This is a genomic window from Microvirga sp. jy35 (assembly GCF_056148915.1).
Map to the genome: position 1 here is coordinate 197,623 of NZ_JBWBEW010000004.1, position 19,251 is coordinate 216,873.

Annotated in this window: 17 protein-coding genes; 7 read left to right on the forward strand and 10 right to left on the reverse strand. The window is 66.1% G+C overall.

Translation table 11 applies throughout. From position 1 onward, the window contains the following. Positions 1 to 189: 189 nt before the first annotated feature. The 5 genes from AC0QTX_RS05780 to ileS form a co-directional block, all read right to left on the reverse strand. Positions 190 to 1,467: a M16 family metallopeptidase gene (locus AC0QTX_RS05780; RefSeq protein WP_474602875.1), complete on the reverse strand. Its 1,278-nt coding sequence runs from the start codon at positions 1,465 to 1,467 to the stop codon at positions 190 to 192. 27 nt (positions 1,468 to 1,494) lie between these two features. After that, positions 1,495 to 2,826: a M16 family metallopeptidase gene (locus AC0QTX_RS05785; protein ID WP_474602876.1), complete on the reverse strand. Its 1,332-nt coding sequence runs from the start codon at positions 2,824 to 2,826 to the stop codon at positions 1,495 to 1,497. A 218-nt stretch (positions 2,827 to 3,044) separates the two neighbouring features. Beyond that, positions 3,045 to 3,686, reverse strand: coding sequence for a hypothetical protein (locus AC0QTX_RS05790; RefSeq protein ID WP_474602877.1), 642 nt, complete (start codon positions 3,684 to 3,686; stop codon positions 3,045 to 3,047). 85 nt (positions 3,687 to 3,771) lie between these two features. Then, positions 3,772 to 4,242, reverse strand: coding sequence for a signal peptidase II (gene lspA, locus AC0QTX_RS05795; RefSeq protein WP_474602969.1), 471 nt, complete (start codon positions 4,240 to 4,242; stop codon positions 3,772 to 3,774). A gap of 149 nt (positions 4,243 to 4,391) precedes the next feature. Beyond that, complete coding sequence (gene ileS, locus AC0QTX_RS05800) at positions 4,392 to 7,340, reverse strand: isoleucine--tRNA ligase (RefSeq protein ID WP_474602878.1); 2,949 nt, start codon at positions 7,338 to 7,340, stop codon at positions 4,392 to 4,394. Between the two features lie 291 nt (positions 7,341 to 7,631). On the opposite strand from ileS, the gene msrB reads away from it, so the two are divergent. Together msrB and AC0QTX_RS05810 are read left to right on the forward strand one after the other, a co-directional pair. Further along, entirely contained in the window at positions 7,632 to 8,135 is a 504-nt protein-coding gene (msrB, locus tag AC0QTX_RS05805) for a peptide-methionine (R)-S-oxide reductase MsrB (RefSeq protein ID WP_474602879.1), read from the forward strand. Between the two features lie 7 nt (positions 8,136 to 8,142). Beyond that, positions 8,143 to 9,312, forward strand: coding sequence for a DUF3095 domain-containing protein (locus AC0QTX_RS05810; RefSeq protein ID WP_474602880.1), 1,170 nt, complete (start codon positions 8,143 to 8,145; stop codon positions 9,310 to 9,312). A 247-nt stretch (positions 9,313 to 9,559) separates the two neighbouring features. On the opposite strand, the gene AC0QTX_RS05815 is transcribed toward AC0QTX_RS05810, so the two are convergent. The 3 genes from AC0QTX_RS05815 to AC0QTX_RS05825 form a co-directional block, all read right to left on the reverse strand. Beyond that, complete coding sequence (locus AC0QTX_RS05815; RefSeq protein ID WP_474602881.1) at positions 9,560 to 10,513, reverse strand: bifunctional riboflavin kinase/FAD synthetase; 954 nt, start codon at positions 10,511 to 10,513, stop codon at positions 9,560 to 9,562. Between the two features lie 211 nt (positions 10,514 to 10,724). Then, entirely contained in the window at positions 10,725 to 11,600 is an 876-nt protein-coding gene (locus AC0QTX_RS05820; RefSeq protein ID WP_474602882.1) for a TIGR01459 family HAD-type hydrolase, read from the reverse strand. Between the two features lie 107 nt (positions 11,601 to 11,707). After that, a complete protein-coding gene (locus AC0QTX_RS05825) occupies positions 11,708 to 13,006 on the reverse strand; it encodes an EAL domain-containing protein (protein WP_474602883.1) in 1,299 nt (432 codons plus the stop codon). A 166-nt stretch (positions 13,007 to 13,172) separates the two neighbouring features. On the opposite strand from AC0QTX_RS05825, the gene AC0QTX_RS05830 reads away from it, so the two are divergent. From AC0QTX_RS05830 to AC0QTX_RS05845, 4 genes are all read left to right on the forward strand, one after another. Further along, positions 13,173 to 13,394 (forward strand): heavy-metal-associated domain-containing protein, encoded by a 222-nt coding sequence (locus AC0QTX_RS05830; RefSeq protein WP_474602884.1) that lies wholly within the window; start codon positions 13,173 to 13,175, stop codon positions 13,392 to 13,394. A gap of 100 nt (positions 13,395 to 13,494) precedes the next feature. Next, entirely contained in the window at positions 13,495 to 14,844 is a 1,350-nt protein-coding gene (gene aptA / locus AC0QTX_RS05835) for an omega-aminotransferase AptA (RefSeq protein WP_474602885.1), read from the forward strand. 210 nt (positions 14,845 to 15,054) lie between these two features. Then, positions 15,055 to 16,539 (forward strand): histidine--tRNA ligase, encoded by a 1,485-nt coding sequence (gene hisS, locus AC0QTX_RS05840; RefSeq protein WP_474602886.1) that lies wholly within the window; start codon positions 15,055 to 15,057, stop codon positions 16,537 to 16,539. 70 nt (positions 16,540 to 16,609) lie between these two features. Further along, positions 16,610 to 17,068, forward strand: a complete 459-nt coding sequence (locus tag AC0QTX_RS05845; RefSeq protein ID WP_474602887.1) for a hypothetical protein — start codon at positions 16,610 to 16,612, stop codon at positions 17,066 to 17,068. 432 nt (positions 17,069 to 17,500) lie between these two features. On the opposite strand, the gene AC0QTX_RS05850 is transcribed toward AC0QTX_RS05845, so the two are convergent. Next, positions 17,501 to 17,935, reverse strand: a complete 435-nt coding sequence (locus AC0QTX_RS05850; protein WP_474602888.1) for an Lrp/AsnC family transcriptional regulator — start codon at positions 17,933 to 17,935, stop codon at positions 17,501 to 17,503. A gap of 117 nt (positions 17,936 to 18,052) precedes the next feature. Between AC0QTX_RS05850 and AC0QTX_RS05855 the strand changes: the two genes are divergently transcribed. Next, positions 18,053 to 18,631 (forward strand): cysteine hydrolase family protein, encoded by a 579-nt coding sequence (locus tag AC0QTX_RS05855; protein ID WP_474602889.1) that lies wholly within the window; start codon positions 18,053 to 18,055, stop codon positions 18,629 to 18,631. Between the two features lie 141 nt (positions 18,632 to 18,772). Here the strand turns inward: AC0QTX_RS05855 and AC0QTX_RS05860 are convergent, their stop codons facing one another. Further along, entirely contained in the window at positions 18,773 to 19,231 is a 459-nt protein-coding gene (locus AC0QTX_RS05860) for a GatB/YqeY domain-containing protein (protein ID WP_474602890.1), read from the reverse strand. Positions 19,232 to 19,251 lie beyond the last annotated feature (20 nt).

Genomic DNA, 19,251 nt, shown 5'->3' on the forward strand with positions numbered 1-19,251 from the left:
AGGCTGGCCGAAAACTTATCCCCTCGTCATCACCGGCCTTGTGCCGGTGATCCCGATGCGGTGAGGCGCGGCGCTTCTCAGTATCGGGATGGCCGGGACTGATCCCCGGATCAAGTCCGGGGACGGCCATGACGTGGTGGGTGTCATTCCCGGCCATACTTGCAGGATACTGTGGGATGGATAACCGACTCACACCCCGGTCGGCCGTCCCGCGATCACGGTCAGCATCCGGCCGTCGCCGAAGATGCGCTCGGCAGCCTTGCGGATATCCGCTTGGCTCACCGCACCGACAAGCGCGTTGCGGCGGGCGATGTAGTCGATGCCGAGGCCCTCGAAGGCGATCTGGGCCAGGGTGTGGGCGATCTTCGTCGAGGTGTCGAACCCAAGCGCATAGGAGCCGATGAGATAGTCCTTCGCCTTCTGCAGTTCCTCGTCCGAGGGCCCTTCGCTCGTCAGCTTCGCCATCTCGCCGGCGATCACATCGAGAGCCTCGACGACGCGCTCGTTCTTGGTGGCCGTATAGCCCCAGGTCATGGCGGCGGAGCGGTAGCTCACCAGCGATGTGCCGACGCTGTAGGCAAGACCGCGCTTCTCGCGGACCTCTTGGAACAGACGGGACGTGAAGGCGCCGCCGCCGAGAATGTGGTTGAGCACATAGGCCGGGATGAAGCCCGGGTCGCGCCAGGCGATGCCGTTCATGCCGAAGCGGATGACCGATTGCGGCACGTCGAGATCGACCACGATGCGCGAGCCGATCATCTGCAGCGTCGCCGGCTCGATGACGCTCAAGGGCTTGGCTTCCGGAAGGGAGCCGAACACCTTGTCGAGCAGGGCCGAGAGATTGTCGCTCCCGATGGCGCCCACCACCGCGACCTTGACGCGGCCGCGGGCGATGATCGCCCGGTGCATGGCCACGAGGTCGTCCCGCGTGATCGCAGCGACGCTTTCGGGCGTACCGGAGGTCGGGTTCCCGTAAGGATGGCCTGCAAAGCCTTCTTCGAAGAAGCGGCGCGTGGCCATCACGCCGGGATCGTTCTGCTGGTATTTCAGACCTGCAATCGTCTGGGCCCGCACGCGCTCGATGGAATCCTGATCGAAGCGCGGCGCTGCGAGCGCCAGGCGCAGCAGCTCGAAGGCCTCGTCCGCATGCTTGACCAGCGTCTTCAGTGAGCCGCCCAGGGCGTCGTTGCCCGCATTGAAGGACAGCTCGATGGCACGGGCGGCCAGGCGCTCCTGGAACGCGTCGGAATCGTATTCGCCAGCGCCTTCGTCGAGCAATCGGGCGAGCATCTGCGCCACGCCAGGCTTGTCCACCGGATCATGGGCCGAGCCACCCTCGAAGATGAACGAGACGGCAATGAGCGGCACCACGTCGGATTCGACGTGCCAGACCTCGACGCCGCCCGGGGAGGTCAGCGCCTTCACCTGGGTCGGGGACGAGGACAGGGTTTCGACAGAAGCTGTCATTATGACCTCAAATTCTGGGCAGGCGGCTCAAGCGACCGACTTCTGCAGGTAGCCCGTCACGGAACGGCGGGGGATGAGATAGCGCTCGGCGGCGAAAGCCAGGTCGTCCTTGAGGACGGTTTCGATCTCGACCGGCCAACGGCGCACCTCCTCGATGGTCTCGCCGATGGCGAGCGCCGAACCGTAGATGCGGGCGAGGGAGGACTGGCTGTCGGTGGAATAGATGGTCTCGGCCACGAGGCGCGTCTTGGCACGGTCGATGGAATCCGCATCCAGAGCCTCGGACGGAATCGTCTTCAGCACCTGATCGACGGCCTCTTCCAGCGCCTGGAGCGACACGCCCTCGGACGGGACGGCATAGACGCAGAAGCGGGTATCCTCCATGGCGGACGACATGTACCAGGCGCCCGCATTGACGGCGATGCCGCGCTCCATGACGAGCTTGCGGTAGAGATACGAGGTCGGCCCGCCGCCGATCACCTCGGCGAGCAGTTCGAGCGAATAGCAGTCGCGCTGCGAGGCGGTGCGGCAGGACGGCACGAGATAGAGCCGCTGCATGGTGGGCTGCTCGACCTTGGGATCCGCCACGGTGATGTGGCGGGCCGCCACCGGCTCCGGCTCGCGCGGGCGAACGCGGATCGGACGTTTGCCCTGCGGAGCGATGCGCCCATAGGTGCCGTCGGCGAGGCGCCGAACCTCGTCCTCGGTCACATCGCCGGCGACCACGAGGATGCCGTTCTCAGGCGTGTAGAAGCGGCGGTAATAGTCGAGGGCGTGCTCGCGGTTGAGGGTCTCGATCTCGTGCATCCACCCGATGATCGGAATGCCGTAAGGATGGTGGACGAAGAGCGAGGCCGCCATGGCCTCGGACAGCTGCGCCGAGGGATCGGTCTCGACCCGCATGCGGCGCTCTTCCAGCACCACGTCCCGCTCAGGAGCGATGACGGATTCCTCCAGGAGGAGGTTCGTCATGCGGTCGGCCTCGAACTCCATCATGGTCTTGAGGTTCTCGCGGGCGACGCGCTGAAAGTAAGCCGTGTAGTCGAAGGACGTGAAGGCATTCTCCTGGCCGCCGAGGCCGGACACGACCTTGGAGAACTCGCCGGCCGGGTGCCTCTCGGTGCCCTTGAACATCAGGTGCTCGAGGAAGTGCGCGATCCCCGACTGGCCGATCGGATCATCCGCCGAACCGTTGCGGTACCAGATCATGTGGGTGACCACCGGTACGCGGTGATCCGGGATGACCACCACATCGAGGCCGTTGTCGAGGGTGAAGGAGGACAGGTTCGGACCACTGCCTTCCGTCCGCCCGAAGGAGGCGGCGTCGGCGCGAAGAATGGGCTTAGAGGCAGTGTCCATGACGTTTCAACCTTGGCGACATCAAATCGTTTCGCAGGATCAGACCTACGGGAATAGTCGAATTGGGGGGGTACGCAAGCGAGGCTGCGAAACTTTCCGGCAGGGAGACGGTTCGCGCCCGGAGGCGAAACCGAACTTGGCCTTTCAGGACCCCCATAACGTTTTCAGGCGAAGCGGGGGGAGCCCGTTCGCCTGAAAAAGAGATGAAGAGTGGGTGGCTATCGCCGACGCTCTTGCTGCTGGCGGATGAAGGCTTGGGGGCCCTCGGGATCGCCGTTCACCACCGGATCGGCAGACGCCTTGAGGCGGCCGCCGCCCTGGGCCTTGAGCAGCGTGCCCGGAGGATCGCTGAGGTAACGGCGCTCGATGCCGTCGCCTGCAAGCTCGACCTTTTCGTCCTTGCCGAAAGAGCGCAGTTCATCCGGGGTCATGCGGCTCATATCGGCCTGCGCACCGGAGCGAGCGGGGGCGGTAGTGGCGATGTTGTTCGGGTTGCGCCCTGCACGCATCTCCTCGATGGAGAGGCGGCGGCCTTCACTGAGTTTGTAGGCTTCGGTGCTGGTCCAGGGCGTCCGGGCATCGGCCGCCGCCTTGCGGCGAGCCGCGACGTCGGGGTCCTTGGGCCAGTTGCCGTTGCGCGCCTCGGCGCCGCCGCCGGGCGCGGGAGCGGGCAGGTTCATGCTCGGCGGGAGCACGAGAGGAGCACGCTCGTTATAAACGATGGGGTCCTTTTCCTTGGGAATGATGCCGATGCTGCCGAGCAGGCTCTTGACGGTTTCGCCCTCCTGCGCCGAAGCGCCGGTAGCGGCGACCAGAAGCGCCAGAGCCCCCGCGCACCCTACGATTTTCATTCCCTTCATGGCACCCACCATTGGTTTGTCGTTGTGGCCGGAAGGCCTGATCGCTCATTCTGGCGAACATATGGCAGCCGGGCGCTGTAGAATATCATTTCTTCGCCCGACGCCCTTCCAGGACGAAGGAGTCATAGAGCAAACCGACCACCCCCGCAACGATGGCCGCATCTGCCACATTGAACACGTACCAGGACCATGACCCGACGTGGAACTGGATGAAATCGAACACGGCGCCATAGGCCAGCCGATCGATGACGTTGCCGACGGCTCCGCCGACGATCAGACCCAGGGATGTCGCCAGGAGCTTGGCCGCGGTGCGGCGGATCCAGACGGACAGGCCTATGGCGGCCAGGATCGAGACCACAATCAGGGCCCAGCGGCCGAGATCGGAATTCTGCTGGAACAGCCCGTAGGAGATACCCCGGTTCCACACCACGATGAGGTTGATGAACGGGGCGAACTCCACCGGCTCCTTCACCGGCAGGTCGAAGACGAACAGGGTGTAGAGCTTGGTCGCCTGGTCGAGGACGAGGGTGATCAGCGCGGCGGAAAAGCCGAGGATCGCAGCCGCCGAAAGCCCCTTGGGCACCGAGCGGCCCTTGCCTGGGCTCTTCGGGCTGCGCGGACGGGCCGCAGCGCGGGAACGCTGCGGGCCGGCTTGAGCGGCCGCTCCGGCCTCTGGAACAGGCGCACCTGACTCATCCGCCTTGCTCATTCGGCCGCCGCCCTGAGCTGATCCCACTCGCGCAGGGCCGCCGCATCGCGGAGCGTTACATCGGGATAGTCGGGATCCGTGCCGACGTCCGGCGTCACCTTCCACGACCGTGCGCACTTGCGACCCTGGGCCGGAGCAGGCACCACGGCCACGCCCTTCACGTCCTCGAGGCGGAAGGCTTCCGCCGGCCCCTCGCCCTGCACCACCTGGATGCCGGACGTGATGGAGATCTCGGCGAGGTCGAGGCCCTGCACGGCCTGGAGCAGGCTCTCATCCGCGATGTGGACGACCGGCGCGGCCTCGAGGCTCGCCCCGATGCGCTTCTGGGCGCGCTCGATCTCCAGCGCGCCTGTGACGACCCGGCGCACCCGGCGCACCTTTGCCCAGCGCTCGGCCAGCGCCTCGTCGCGCCACTCCGCCGGCACGGCGGGGAAGGTTTCAAGGTGCACCGACTCGGCCCCCGGATAGCGCTCAAGCCATGCCTCCTCCGCCGTGAAGGCAAGGATCGGCGCGATCCAGGCCGCCACGCAGCGGAAGGTCTGGTCGATCACGGTGAGCGCACTCTTGCGCACCTTGCTCGAGATCGGATCGCAGTAGAGCGAGTCCTTGCGGATGTCGAAGTAGAATGCGGACAGATCCGTAGTCATGAACGAGTTGAGGAGCGCGATCACCCGCTTGTAGTCGAAGCTGCCGTAGGCTTCGCGCATGTCGCCATCGAGTTCGGCGAGTCGATGCAGCACGAAGCGCTCCAGCTCCGGCATCTCGTTGAACGTAACCTTGTCGGCCTCTCGGAAATGCGCCAGCGAGCCCAGCATCCAGCGGATCGTGTTGCGCAGCTTGCGATAGGTTTCGACGAAGGTCTTCAGGATCTCCGGACCGATGCGCAGATCGTCCGAGTAGTCGGAGGCCGCCACCCAGAGGCGCAGGATGTCGGCACCGGAATCCTGGATCACCTTCTGCGGCGCGACCACGTTGCCGAGGGACTTGGACATCTTCTGACCCTTCTCGTCGAGGACGAAACCGTGGGTCAGCACGATGTCATAAGGAGCCCGGCCGCGCGTGCCGCAGCTCTCCAGCAGCGATGAGTGGAACCAGCCGCGATGCTGATCGGAGCCTTCGAGATACATGACCTGATCGGGGCCGCCGTCGACCTTGCGCGTCACCTTCAGGTCCTCGCGCTTCTCCAGCGCGAAGGCATGGGTGCAGCCTGAGTCGAACCACACGTCGAGGATGTCGTTCACCTTCTCGAAGTCGCTCAGATCGTATCCGCCCGCCTTCAGGAAGCGCGACCCGTCATCGGCATACCACGCATCGGCGCCCTCCTTCTCGAAGGCCTCCGCGATGGCATTGTTCACACGCTCGTCCTTGAGGATTTCGTTGGTGCCCTTCTTCACGAAGACCGCGATCGGCACACCCCAGGCGCGCTGGCGCGAGACAACCCAGTCTGGCCGGTTCTCGATCATGCCGTTGATGCGGTTCTCGCCGGTCTCCGGCACCCACTCGACGGTCTTGATGCCGTGGAGCGCACGCTGACGAAGGGTGTCGCCCTTGTCGTCCAGCGGCTTGTCCATGGAGATGAACCATTGCGGCGTGTTGCGGAAGATCAGCGGACCCTTGGAGCGCCAGGAATGGGGATACTGGTGCTTGAGGCGCCCGCGCGCGATGAGCGCGCCGACCTCCACGAGCTTCCTGATCACCGCCTCGTTGGCGCCTGCATCCTTGCCCTTGTCGTCGTAGATGCGCTCGCCCGCGAAGAACGGCACGTCGGGGAAATAGGAGGAATCGGGGGAAACCGTATGCGGCACCTCTTTCGTGCCGCAGGCCGCGAACACGTCGCGATGCTTCACATAGGTGTTGTAGTCGTCGGCGCCGTGGCCCGGAGCCGTGTGCACGAAACCCGTGCCCGCATCGTCGGTCACGTAATCGGCCGGCAGCACCGGCACGCCGAAATCCCAGTAGCCGTTGGCACCCTCGAGCCCGCGGAACGGATGCGCGCAGCGCTCGAGCATCACCGGCAGCACGTCCTTCACGCGCTCATACCCGGCGACGCGCGCAGCCGCGAAGACTTCCGCCGCGAGCTTGTCGGCGATCACGAGTCGGTCGCCCACCTTCGCCCAGTTGTCGTCGGCGGCCTCCGTGACCGTGTAGAGGCCGTAGGCGATGTTCTCGCCATAGGCGATGGCGCGGTTGGCCGGGATCGTCCAGGGGGTCGTCGTCCAGATGACAACCGAGGCGCCGTCGAGATCGCCGTCGAGGGTGTTGGTGACCTTGAACTTCACCCAGATCGTGGTGGAGGTCTTCTCGTGATATTCGACCTCGGCCTCGGCCAATGCGGTCTTCTCGACGGATGACCACATGACAGGCTTGGAGCCGCGATAGAGCTGATCGCCCGTCGCGAACTTGATGATCTCACGGGCGATCTGCGCTTCCGCGTCGTAGGACATGGTCTGATAGGGGTTGGACCAGTCGCCCTCGACGCCAAGGCGCTTGAACTCCTCGCGCTGCACGTCGATCCATTTCTCGGCGAAGGCCCGGCACTCGCGGCGGAACTCGACGATGTCCACATCGTCCTTGTTCTTGCCCTTGGCGCGGTATTCCTCCTCGATCTTCCACTCGATCGGCAGGCCATGGCAGTCCCAGCCCGGCACGTAGTTGGAATCGAAGCCCAGCATGCCCTGGGAGCGGACCACGAGGTCCTTCAGGATCTTGTTGAGGGCATGGCCGATATGGATGTTGCCGTTGGCGTAGGGAGGCCCGTCGTGGAGCACGAAGCGCGGGCGGCCCTTCTGGACCTCGCGCAGGCGCTCGTAGAGCCGGTTCTCGTTCCAGCGCTGCAGGAGCAGCGGCTCCCGCTGCGGCAGGCCGGCCCGCATGGGGAACTCGGTCTGGGGCAGGAACAGGGTTTCGGAATAGTCGCGGGTGGCGCGCTCTAGCTTATCGGTCATGACGGTCAATCAGGTCTTGTGTGGCCCGGGGACAGGCGGGCGCAACAGGCTTCTCTCGAGGGCGAACGGCTAGGATCCCGGACCTTCGCAGGTCATGCGAAAGCCGGGCCGATAATTCGCGCCGCGCCTATCCGGGCCGCCGGCAGGGCCTGAGAAACCATGGACATGGTGAGCCTTTTAGCAGCGCCGGGCCGGATAATAAAGCGTGGTGATTCCCGGACCTGATGCCTATTTATGAGCAGGAACCGGCCCTACACTATCCAACAGGCGACGGGCAGGAAGGAACAGACCATGGCAGACTCGACCACCACGGCCGAACGACGTTCTCGTGCGGGCTTCGACCTCTCCCCGCCGACCTCCGAGCAGTTCCGAGCGCTCGTGAACAATCTCGACGACGAGGAGCGCCGCGTGCTCCTGGAGCACGGCACGGAGCGTCCCTTCTGCGGCATCTTCAACGAGGCCAAGGAGAAGGGCACCTATTGCTGCCGCCTGTGCGGGCTGCCGCTCTTCCATGCCGGGACCAAGTTCGAATCCGGCACCGGCTGGCCCAGCTTCTTCGATCCCATCGACCGCGCACACGTGGCCTTCGTGCGCGACACCAGCTACGGCATGGTCCGCACGGAGATCCGCTGCGCCCGCTGCGAGGGCCATCTCGGCCACGTGTTCAATGACGGCCCGCCTCCCACGGGCGAGCGCTACTGCATGAACTCGGTTTCCATGCGCTTCGTGGCCGAAGGCGATCCGCTGCCGGACGAACTGGGACGGGGCGCGCCGGAGGGCGAGGTCACGGGCTGAGGACCCCATGGAGCCAGGCCATCAGGGAGCAGACGATGGGACGGGCGCCAATTTCTACGCCCGCCTGCCGGTCTTCGATCATTTCTCCGACCTGACCGATCCTGGGCGCTACATGCCGGTTCCGGACGATTGGGTGCTCGGCCTCAGCGACATCGTCCGCTCCACCGCGGCGATCCAGGCGGGACGCTACAAGGAAGTCAACACCGCCGCCGCCGCCGTCATCGCGGCGGTGGCCAACAAGCTGGGCACCAGCGAATTCCCCTTCGTGTTCGGCGGCGACGGCGCGAGCTTCGCCCTGCCGGACTCCCAGTTCGACCTCGCACGGGACGCGCTCGCCGCTGTCGCGGCCTGGGTGCGGGATGCCTTCGGCTTCGAACTCCGCATCGCCCTTGTACCGGTCTCGGATATCAGAGCCCAGGGCCACGATGTGCGCATTGCCCGTTTCTCCGCCTCGCCGGACGTGTCCTATGCCATGTTCGCGGGCGGCGGCCTGGCCTATGCCGAGCGGCAGATGAAGGAAGGCACCTTCGCCATTCCGGCGGCTCCTCCGGGCACCCTGCCCGACCTCACCGGCCTGAGCTGCCGGTTCGACGAGATCACCCCGGAGCGCGGCGTCATCCTCTCCCTGATCATCCTGCCCATTCTCACAGCAGACCCGGAGGCTTTCAACGCGCTCATCAGCAAGGTGCTCGTCCTGGCGGACAGTCAGGAAGCCGGTCGCCCACTGCCGGACAAGGGACCTCCGCTCGCGTCCCCGTTCAAGGGGTTCGGGATAGAGGCCAAGACGGTCGGGACGGGCGGCTTTCGCCTGTGGCCCCTGATGCGGCTCGCGGCCGGGCGTTTGGCCGCGTTCACGATCTTTCGGACAGGCCGCTCGTTCGGCGGCTTCGATCCCGCCCAGTATCGGCAGCAGCTGGTCGAGAACACGGACTTCCGCAAGTTCGATGACGGCCTGCGGATGACGCTCGACTGCACGCCGGCCCTCGCCGACAGGCTCGAAGCGCTCCTGCAGGAGTCGGAGAGGCAGGGCATCGCGCGCCATGGCCTGCACCGGCAGGAGGCAGCTCTCATGACCTGCTTCGTCCCCTCGCCCACCCGCAGCGACCACATTCACTTCGTCGACGGGGCCATGGGCGGCTACGCCATGGCCGCTCAGGCGCTGAAGCCTGCGGCATGAACGTGTCATCCCGGACGGCACAGCCGATCCGGGATCGCGTGCAGAAAAAGGCTCTGAACCTCAACACTGTCATCCCCGCGCAGGCGGAGATCCATAAACACGACGTCTCAGGACAATGCGAACCGCATCGCGCGCTCTTCTGCACTGTCAGCGGTTATGGATCCCGGGCTCCGCTAACGCGGCTCCGGGATGACAGTGCTGGACTGGTTTGCACGATCCCGGATCGGCTTCGCCATCCGGGATGACGCTAGCGAGATGATCCAATCATCGAAACCGTCTTATCCTCGGCGAGCATTCGCTTCGCCTCAATGGAATCATGGTCCATCTGGGCGATCAGCGCCTCGATGCCGTCGAAGCGCTCCTCGCCGCGGATCCAGCCGATGAACTCCACGTCCAGAATCTGGCCATAGAGATCACCGGCAAAGTCGAAGAGATGCACCTCGAGGAGCGGCGCGCCATTGTCGAAGGTCGGGCGGCGGCCGAAGCTGGCGACGCCATCGACGAGCCTGCCGCTGACCGATGCCCGCACCGCATAGATCCCGTGCCGCAGGCGGCAGTCGTCGGACAGACGCATATTGGCCGTCGGGTAGCCCAGGACCCGCCCGCGCTTGTCGCCGTGGCGCACGTCGGAGCGGACGAACCAGCGATAGCCGAGGAGCCTGTTGGCCGTGGCGATGTCGCCCGCTTCCAGGGCGACCCGGATGGCGCTGGAGGAGACCGGCTCCGTACCCTCGACGACAGCCGGAGCCACGAGGCAGTCGAGTCCCCGTTCCCGGCACAGCTCCATCATGCGCTCCGGATTGCCCTCGCGGCCGCGGCCGAAGTGGAAGTCGTGGCCGATCACCACGCCCGACAATTCCAGGTCCTTCGCCAGCAGGTCCGCGAAGCCCGCGGCCGTCAGTGCGGCGAGCGCTCCATTGAACTGCCTCTGGAAGACACCCGCCAGACCAAGGCGCGCGAAGATCGCCAGCTTCACCGGCTCCGGCGTCAGGCGAAACAGGGGCCTGTCGGGCTGGAAGAAGGTGCGCGGATGCGGCTCGAAGGTCACGACCGCAGCGGACCGTCCGGAGTTCAACGCCATGGTCAGGAGGTGCCGGTGCCCGCGATGCACCCCGTCGAAATTGCCGATAGCCGCAACAGCTCCCTTGAGGCTCTCGGGCACAGGCTCGCCATCGCGGCAGATCGCGAAGGAGGTGGGCATCAGGGAAGAACCTCGGAACTCATCTGGGACAGGTCGGTGCCGCGCGACCCTGTCGAAATCCATGCGGCGGGTCAAGGGAGGTGCGACGTCGACCTCCGCTGTCTTCCCGGCCGAAGCGCAGCGGAGGGGAAGGGAATCCACTCATACGCCCCGCACCATGGATCCCCTCCCCGGTCCTGCGGATCGCGGGGATGACAAGGCGGAAGGCGGTTTACCAGGACAGCACTTCCGTAAAAGCCGTCGGCTGAGCCGGCTGCCGGCCCACCCAATCCTGCACGTGATCGGAAACCAGAGTCCCCCCGTGGAGGCCCAGCTCCTCCGCATGGATGCCGCGGGCGATCATCAGGGCGTCGATGCCGAAGCCCACGGCGCCGGCGATGTCGGTGCGGATCGCGTCTCCGACAGCCAGCACCCTCTCCTTGGGAATCGGACGTCCGGCCAGGTCGGATGCCACGGCAAGAGCCCGCTCGTAGACCGGGCGGTGGGGCTTGCCGGCATAGAACACCTCGCCGCCCATCTCCTCGTAGGCGAGCGCGATGGTGCCCGCGCAGGGCAGAATCAGGTGGCCGCGCTCGACCACGAGATCGGGATTGGCGCAGACCATGAGCAGGTTGCGCCGGCGCATGGCCTCGAGTTGGGGGCGGTAGTCCTCGACCGTCTCCTCCTCGTCGTTGTCGAAGCCGGAGCAGACCACGTAATCCGCCTCCTCGATGGAGCCGAAGCGCACGTCGATCCCGTTGTAGATCGGCATGTCCCGGGCCGGGCCGATGTGGTGCACGATCCTGTCGATGCGCTCCTGGATCGCGAGCCGGGTCAGATCGCCCGAGGTCACGATGGCATCGTAGGCCGAGCGGGGCACCTGGAACCCGTCGAGCTGCGTTCCCACCGAGGCGCCGGGGCGTGGCGCGTTGGAGACGAGGACCACCCGTCCGCCCTTGGCGCGGAAGCGCGTCAGCGCGTCGCTCGCGGCCTCGTAGGCTTTGACGCCGTTGTGCAGCACGCCCCAGACATCGCAGAGGATGAGATCGTAGCTGTCGGCGAGAGGCTGCAGCCCCTCGACGTGAAGGGGACGGGACAGGGCGGTCATGGAGTCTCACTCGCGCATCGTGCGGAAAAGTGGACACGGTTTTCCGGTCCACACGATGCGCACGTCAAGATGATGAGCCCGGCGGGTAGGCCCTCGCGCTTCCTAAGTCAACCGGCGCGCCGCAGGCGGGTTGGCGCATCCTCCAGGCCGAACGGCCGCGGAAGATCCTGCTCCCCGGCGATCTCCGGCTTGACCGGGCGCGGCGCCGCGAAGGCGAAGCCCTGCGCCAGCGGGACACCGAGATCCTCGAGAACCGGCACCATCCCGTCCTGATCCACCCGCTCGGCAATCAGGCGGATTCCCTGGCGGCGCAGCGCCGGAGCGAAATCCCGCACGTCGAGCTCCGGCCCGCCGTAGCGGCCGTCCGCCCGCTCGGCGGCCTTGATCAGCAGATCGGCCGGAAGCTTCATGAAGCGCACACCCAGATCCGCGAGAGCCTGCGGATCGAACCGGAGATCGGCCGCGCGGTCGAGGGAGAACGGCACGCCGCGCTCCCGCAGGGTCGCCAGCGCCGCCTTCAGGTCGGCATCGAGGTGGCGCCAGCTGTGCTGGGGCAGCTCCAGGACGATCCTGCCGAGGATTTCGGGTGAGGAATCCAAGAGACCCGCGAGCGACCACAGGAAGCCCGGCTCGGCGACGGCATGGGCCGACAGGTTCACCCCCACGATGGCTTCGCTGCCGCGGGCCATGAGGTGGCGGGCAAGAGCCATGGCGCGGATCAGGATCCGCCGGTCGAAGTCGGAGGCGCGGCCGGAGCATTCCAGAACGGGCAGGAACTCCACTGGCGCCAGTAGGGTCCCATCCGCCAGACGCAGCCGCGCCAGAACTTCGTAGAAGCGGATCCTGCGCTGTGGCAGCGACACGATGGGCTGGAGGTGCAGCTCGATGCGGTCCGCCTCGAAGGCCTGCGTGACGAGCCTGATCCGGCTCGTCTCATCGGCCGAAAGCCTGCGGACGGAAGGCAGCAGGGACGGTTCGGGAAACCGTTCAGCCCCGACCACCGAGCCTACCACGAGGGCCAGGGCAGGCCTGGAGCGCAGCCCCGGGACAGGCTGTGCGGCACTCTCCGGCGTATCCGCAGCTTTCGCGAGTTCCCGCAGAAGACCTGCCGGACATGTTCCCGCGATCCTGGCCCGCCTCAGCACGGGCGGAGCGGCAGGTCTTTGCGCGTGCTCCTGCCCGTTCTGCCGGTCGGATGCAGAACGGCGGTCCGCTTCGTCCTGGTGCCGGAGGATGAAGAAACCGCCGATCACCATCGTGATCAGGAAGGCGAAGACCGGCATGACCAAGCCTGCCTCCATCGGCACATAGGCCGAAGCGGATGCTGTCAGAATGGCTGGAGTGAAGGCGAGCAAGGCCGCCTTCCGGTCCTTCAGGACCAGATTGATTTTCTTGTTGGTGACCATGGGTGCCCCCGCTCCCCTGGCTCGGCGCAGATGCCGAATCAGCGTCTCAACCGACAGTGAATCAAGGCGAATCGCCAGGCAAGTTTCGCATTCCCGCAATGGACATTTTCACGCAACCGCGCGTTGCTCGCTCAGTGTCTATGGAACATCAGGAAAGGGCCCATCGATGGAAGAACCCCGCAAGGATCTGCTCATGCAGGTTGAGGGAATGACCTGCCAGGGCTGCGTCAATTCCGTCACCAAGGCGATCCAGCGACTGGATCCCGGCGCCAAGGTCGAGGTGGATCTGGATCATGGGCGCGTGCATGTGGTCACCACGGCGCAAACCCTTGAGGTGGCCCAGGCTCTCGACGCCGCCGGCTACGAGGCGACAGCCATGACCATGTAGCGCGAGGGTTGCGTCCCGCTCATGGCTTGGCGCAAAGTTCCTTTTGCCGCGTCCGGAAACGGCTGCTAGGCTCCCGGCCAGCCATTTCCGGGGACATGCCATGACCGCCCAGATTTCCAGAGCCGCCAACGACTCCCTCGCACCCAACGACCTCGAGGCCTGGTGGCTTCCGTTCACGGCAAACCGCTCCTTCAAGCAGCGGCCCAGGATGATCGCCAGGGCCAAGGGCATGTACTACTACACGCCCGAGGGCCGCGAGGTGATCGACGGCGCCGCCGGCCTCTGGTGCTGCAACGCAGGCCACAACCGGGACGAGATCACCCGGGCCATCCAGGCTCAAGCCGAGGAGCTCGACTATTCGCCGGCCTTCCAGTTCGGCCATGCGGGCGGCTTCGCCCTCGCGTCGCGCCTTGCCCAGCTCGCGCCCGGCGACCTGAACCACGTGTTCTTCTGCAACTCGGGCTCGGAGGCCGTGGACACGGCGCTGAAAGTGGCTCTCGCCTATTGGAACGCGAAGGGTCAGGGCAGCAAGACGCGCCTCATCGGCCGCGAGCGCGGCTATCACGGGGTCGGCTTCGGCGGCATCTCGGTGGGCGGCATCGTCAAGAATCGCCAGTTCTTCGGTTCGCTGCTGGCCGGCGTCGACCACCTGCCCCACACCTACAACCGGGAACAGCAGGCCTTCTCGCGCGGCGAGCCCGAATGGGGCGCGCATTTGGCGGACGAGCTGGACCGCATCGTGGCCCTGCACGACGCCTCCACCATCGCGGCCGTGATCGTCGAGCCGATGGCCGGCTCCACCGGCGTGCTGGCGCCGCCCAAGGGCTATCTCAAGCGCCTGCGCGAGATCTGCGACAAGCACGGAATCCTGCTGATCTTCGACGAGGTCATCACCGGCTTCGGCCGCCTCGGCACGGCCTTCGCGGCCGAGCGCTACGGCGTCATCCCGGACATGATCACCTTCGCCAAGGGCGTGAACTCCGGCGCCGTTCCCATGGGCGGCGTGATGGTGAGCGACCGGCTCTACGACACCTTCATGAAGGGTCCGGAGCACATGATCGAGCTGTTCCACGGCTACACCTATTCCGGCCATCCGCTGGCCTGCGCGGCGGCGCTCGCCGCCCAGGACATCTACCGGGACGAGAAGCTGTTCGAGCGGGCCAAGGCCCTGGAGCCGGTCTGGGCCGATGCGATCCACGGCCTCAAGAGCCTGCCGAACGTGCTCGACATCCGCACCATCGGCATCGTGGGCGCCATCGACCTCGCCTCGCGCCCCGACGCGGTGGGCGCCCGCGCCTTCGAGGCCATGGACCGCGGCTTCCAGGAGCACGGCATCATGATGCGCGTCACCGGCGACACCATCGCCCTCTCGCCGCCGCTGGTCATCACAGAGGAGCAGATCGGCGAGATCGTCGAGAAGCTCACCAAGGTGATCAAGCAGGTGGCTTAAGACTGAACGTCCTCAGGCATCCTATATGCCGTCGTCATGGCCGGGCTTGTCCCGGCCATCTCGTTTCGAAGAGTGCCGCGCCTTTCCAATCGAGATCACCGGCACAGGGCCGGTGATGACGTCGAAACGTAACCCAACCCTTGCCCCTCCCCTCCGCAGGGAGTAGGACCGCAGCACGTTTTTCCCATTCCAACGGCTGCCGTAAAATCCATGTCCAAGGCCGACACCATCAAGGCCCGCGCCCCGCGCGGCTTTGCCGACCGCACTCCCGCCGATCTCGCCGCCACCGAGCGCATGCTCGCGGCGATCCGCGAATCCTATGAGCTCTACGGCTTCGAGGGCGTGGAGACGCCCTTCGTCGAGTACACCGACGCGCTCGGAAAATTCCTGCCCGACCAGGACCGCCCGAACGAGGGCGTGTTCTCGTTTCAGGACGATGACGACCAGTGGCTGTCGCTCCGCTACGACCTGACCGCGCCGCTGGCCCGTTACGTAGCCGAGAATTTCGATGCCCTGCCCAAGCCCTATCGCAGCTACCGGGCCGGCTGGGTGTTCCGCAACGAGAAGCCGGGCCCCGGCCGCTTCCGCCAATTCATGCAGTTCGATGCCGACACGGTGGGCGCCGCCTCCGTCGCGGCGGATGCGGAAATCTGCATGATGGCCGCCGATACGATGGAGCGGCTTGGTCTCAAGCGCGGCGACTTCATCATCAAGATCAACAACCGCAAGGTTCTGGACGGCGTCCTGGAGGCCATCGGCCTCGGCGGCGAGACACAAGCCGGCCAGCGCCTCACGGTGCTCCGCGCCATCGACAAGCTCGACCGGCTCGGGCCCGAGGGCGTCAGCCAGCTCCTGGGAGCCGGCCGCAAGGACGAGAGCGGCGACTTCACGAAGGGTGCGGGCCTCGAGGCTGAGGCCATCGAACGCGTGCTCGCCTTCACGGCCGCCAAGGGCGCGGACAATGCGGCGACGGTCGAGAGCCTGCGCAAGGTCGTCGGCTCCTCCGCCCGAGGCCTGGAAGGCGCGAACGAGCTCGCCGAGATCGCCTCCCTCGTCGCCTCCTCCGGGTACGAGGACCGCGTGACCATCGATCCCTCCGTGGTGCGCGGTCTCGAATACTACACCGGCCCCGTCTACGAGGCCGAGCTGACCTTCCAGGTCCAGGACGAGGACGGACGCCCGGTCCGCTTCGGCTCGGTCGGCGGCGGCGGGCGCTATGACGGTCTCGTGGGCCGCTTCCGCTCCGAGCCCGTTCCCGCCACCGGCTTCTCCATCGGCGTCTCGCGCCTGCTCTCGGCCCTGCAGATGGTGAAGAGCCCGATCGTATCGGGCTCCGAAAAGCCCGGGCCGGTGGTGGTGCTCGTCATGGACCGCGACCAGATCGCCGCCTACCAGCGGATGGTCTCGACCCTGCGCCAGGCCGGCATCCGCGCCGAGCTCTATCTCGGATCCTCGGGCATGAAGGCGCAGATGAAATATGCCGATCGCCGGCAGAGCCCCTGCGTGGTGATTCAGGGCTCCAACGAGCGCGAGCGCGGCGAGGTCGAGATCAAGGACCTGATCGAAGGCGCCAGGGCGGCTCAGGCCATCGCATCCAACGAGGAGTGGAAAGCCGCCCGTCCGGCGCAGTTCTCGGTAACCGAGGACAAGCTGGTGGAGGCCGTGCGCGAGGTTCTGGCCCGCCATTTCGGATAGGCTTGGCCGTTCGGGAACCCCTGTGGTTCCATCGGGGTTGTCTGGCAAGCTTGACCATCAGGAGATGAACATGGCGAAGGCCAAGGACAAGAAGACCCCATCCAAGTCGAAGAAGGATTCCGGCAAGAGCACCAGCACGAAGCTGGCGAAGTCGGCGAAGAAGTCGGGCCTCATGGACCTGATCAACTCGGATCTCGGCCGCGAAATCCTGGCCGACGCCCTGATCGCCGCAGCCGGCGCAGCCGCGACCGTCCTCACCCGGACCCGCGCGGCCAAAAAGGCGGGCGCGGCCGTCGCCGATGCGGGCTCGCAGACCGCCGACCTGACCCAGACGGCCGCCGGCGCCGTCGCCAGCGTCGTGACGGAAGCTGCCCGCCATTTCCTGCCCCCCAGCCTCATGGGTGAAGAGGGCGGCTCGGACAAGGGCGGCAAGGCGGAGCCCAAGAAGGTCAAGTACGTGAACCGCTCCAGCGATCACAGCAAGCGTAAGACGGCCAAGCCGAAGATCGACACGACCGAGAAGCGCTGAGGTCTAGGTCCTCAACCTATTTCCATCGTCATGGCCGGGCTAGTCCCGGCCATGACGGTGCGGGTGAGGCATGTTCTCACTTTGTTCTTGACAGCTGGTGCAAGCTGAGCTATATCATTGCTCATCCTCGCCCGACGAGGGGCGCGCTCGCGAGGCGTCGCAGATGCGGGGCAAGGAGCGGTCCCGCCGCAGGTCTCGCAACCCTGTGCTCGCGGGTGGCCGATCTGGCATGCCTCCAGGTCCGCTGAAACAAACCGCGCGTGACGAGCAGCTTGGCTCTCACTTCCCACCACACCCATCGAGCCGGGCTGCACGACGCGCCACCCTCGACCGACCTTCAGGCTCGCAGCACACGCTGCGGGCCCGAAGGCGCTGGCTGTTTGAGACGTCAATAGAACCGCACTTCCCTGCGCCCGGGACGCATGGACCTGCCTAATCCCGCGCCCATTCGGTCGCGAGGACGATATGGGTCGTGGCGGTGGCCACCCCTGGCACGGAGGCCACGACGTCCCGGATCCGGTTGAGGGTTGCGTTGGAATCGCAGGCCACGTTGACCATCAGGTCGATGGAGCCCGTCAGGGAATGGCAGGCAACCACCTCCGGAATGCCGGCAAGGCGAGGCACCACCTGCTTGCAGCGGAAGCCGGGCTCGAAGGTGACGGCGATCATGGCCCTGACGGCGGGATCCTGGGCCGAGGCCAGCTCCACCGTATAGGCCTTGATGACGCCCTCCCGCTCCAGGCGGCGCATCCGCTCCTGGGTGGCGCTGCGCGACAGCCCCACGCTGCGGGCGAGGCCCACGAGACTCTCCCGGGCATTCCTGCGCAGGGCCGCAATCAGGATCTTGTCTTTCTCGTCCAGCACCATGCCCCGATTGCCGCCCCCTCAGTCCTGCGACCGACACTTAGCCGGTCGACCGGTCATCTTGTCTAGTGAAACCGGCAGCACAACGCGCGAAGACATGAGGGACAAGGAGATAGCCCCATGACCTTCGCCCAGACCGTTCTTCTGCCCGTCGACATGCAGCAGGCCTTCGACAGCCCCTCCTGGCCGCGCCGTTGGAACGGCGACGTCGACCTCAACGGTCAGGCCATCCTCGGCGCCTGGCGAGCCCGCGGCCTTCCGGTCATCCATGTGAAGCACGACTCGGTCGAGCCCGGATCGACGCTGGCGCTAGGCCAGCCCGGCAATGCCTTCCGGCCGGGCTTCGAGCCTCACGACGGCGAGCCCGTCGTCTCGAAGAGCGTCAATTCCGCCTTCATCGGCACCGATCTCGACCTGCGCCTGAAGCGGCTCGGCGTCCGCAAGGTCGTGGTCTTCGGCATCACCACCGACATGTGCGTGTCCACGACGGTGCGCACGGGAGCCAATCTCGGCTACGAGATGATCCTCGTGGAGGATGCCTGCGACTGCTTCGACCTGCCTGACGGGCAAGGCGGCACGATCCCGGCCCGGACGAGCCATCGGGTTCACGTGGCGACGCTGGGCTTCGAGTTCGCCAAGGTGCTCACCACGCATGAGATCGTCGAAGCGCTCGGCAGTCCGGCAGCCGCCGCTGCCTAAACGCTCCTCTTTTCGTCATGGCCGTCCCCGGACTTGATCCGGGGATCAGTCCCGGCCATCCAGATTAGGAAAGCGCCACGCCTCGGTCGTCGGGATCACCGGCACAAGGCCGGTGATGACGAAGGTGCGTTCGGGGCAAGCTCAGCCCTTCGGCAGCATGTCCTTCACGAGGCCGCTCGCCTTGGCGAAGTCCATGCGGCCGGCATACTTGGCGCGGAGCGCTCCGACGACCTTGCCCATGTCCTTCATGGAGGCGGCGCCGGTCTCGGCGATGGCGGCCTCGATGGCCGACTTCGTCTCGGCCTCGTCCATCTGCTGCGGCAGATAGGAGGTGATCACCGCGACCTCGTCCTTTTCCTGCTGAGCCAGCTCCGTGCGACCGCCCTGCTCGTACATGGCGATCGATTCCTGGCGCTGCTTCACCATCTTCTGCAGGAGAGCCAGGATCTCGTCGTCGGAGAGCGGCTCCTTGCCGGCGCCTCTCGCCTCGATGTCCTTGTCCTTGAGGGCGGCCTGGATCAACCGGATGGCACCCAGGCGCCCCTTTTCCCCAGCCTTCATGGCCTCCTTCATGTCGGCCGTGAAACGTTCGCGCAGCATGGATATCTCCTTGGTTTTCG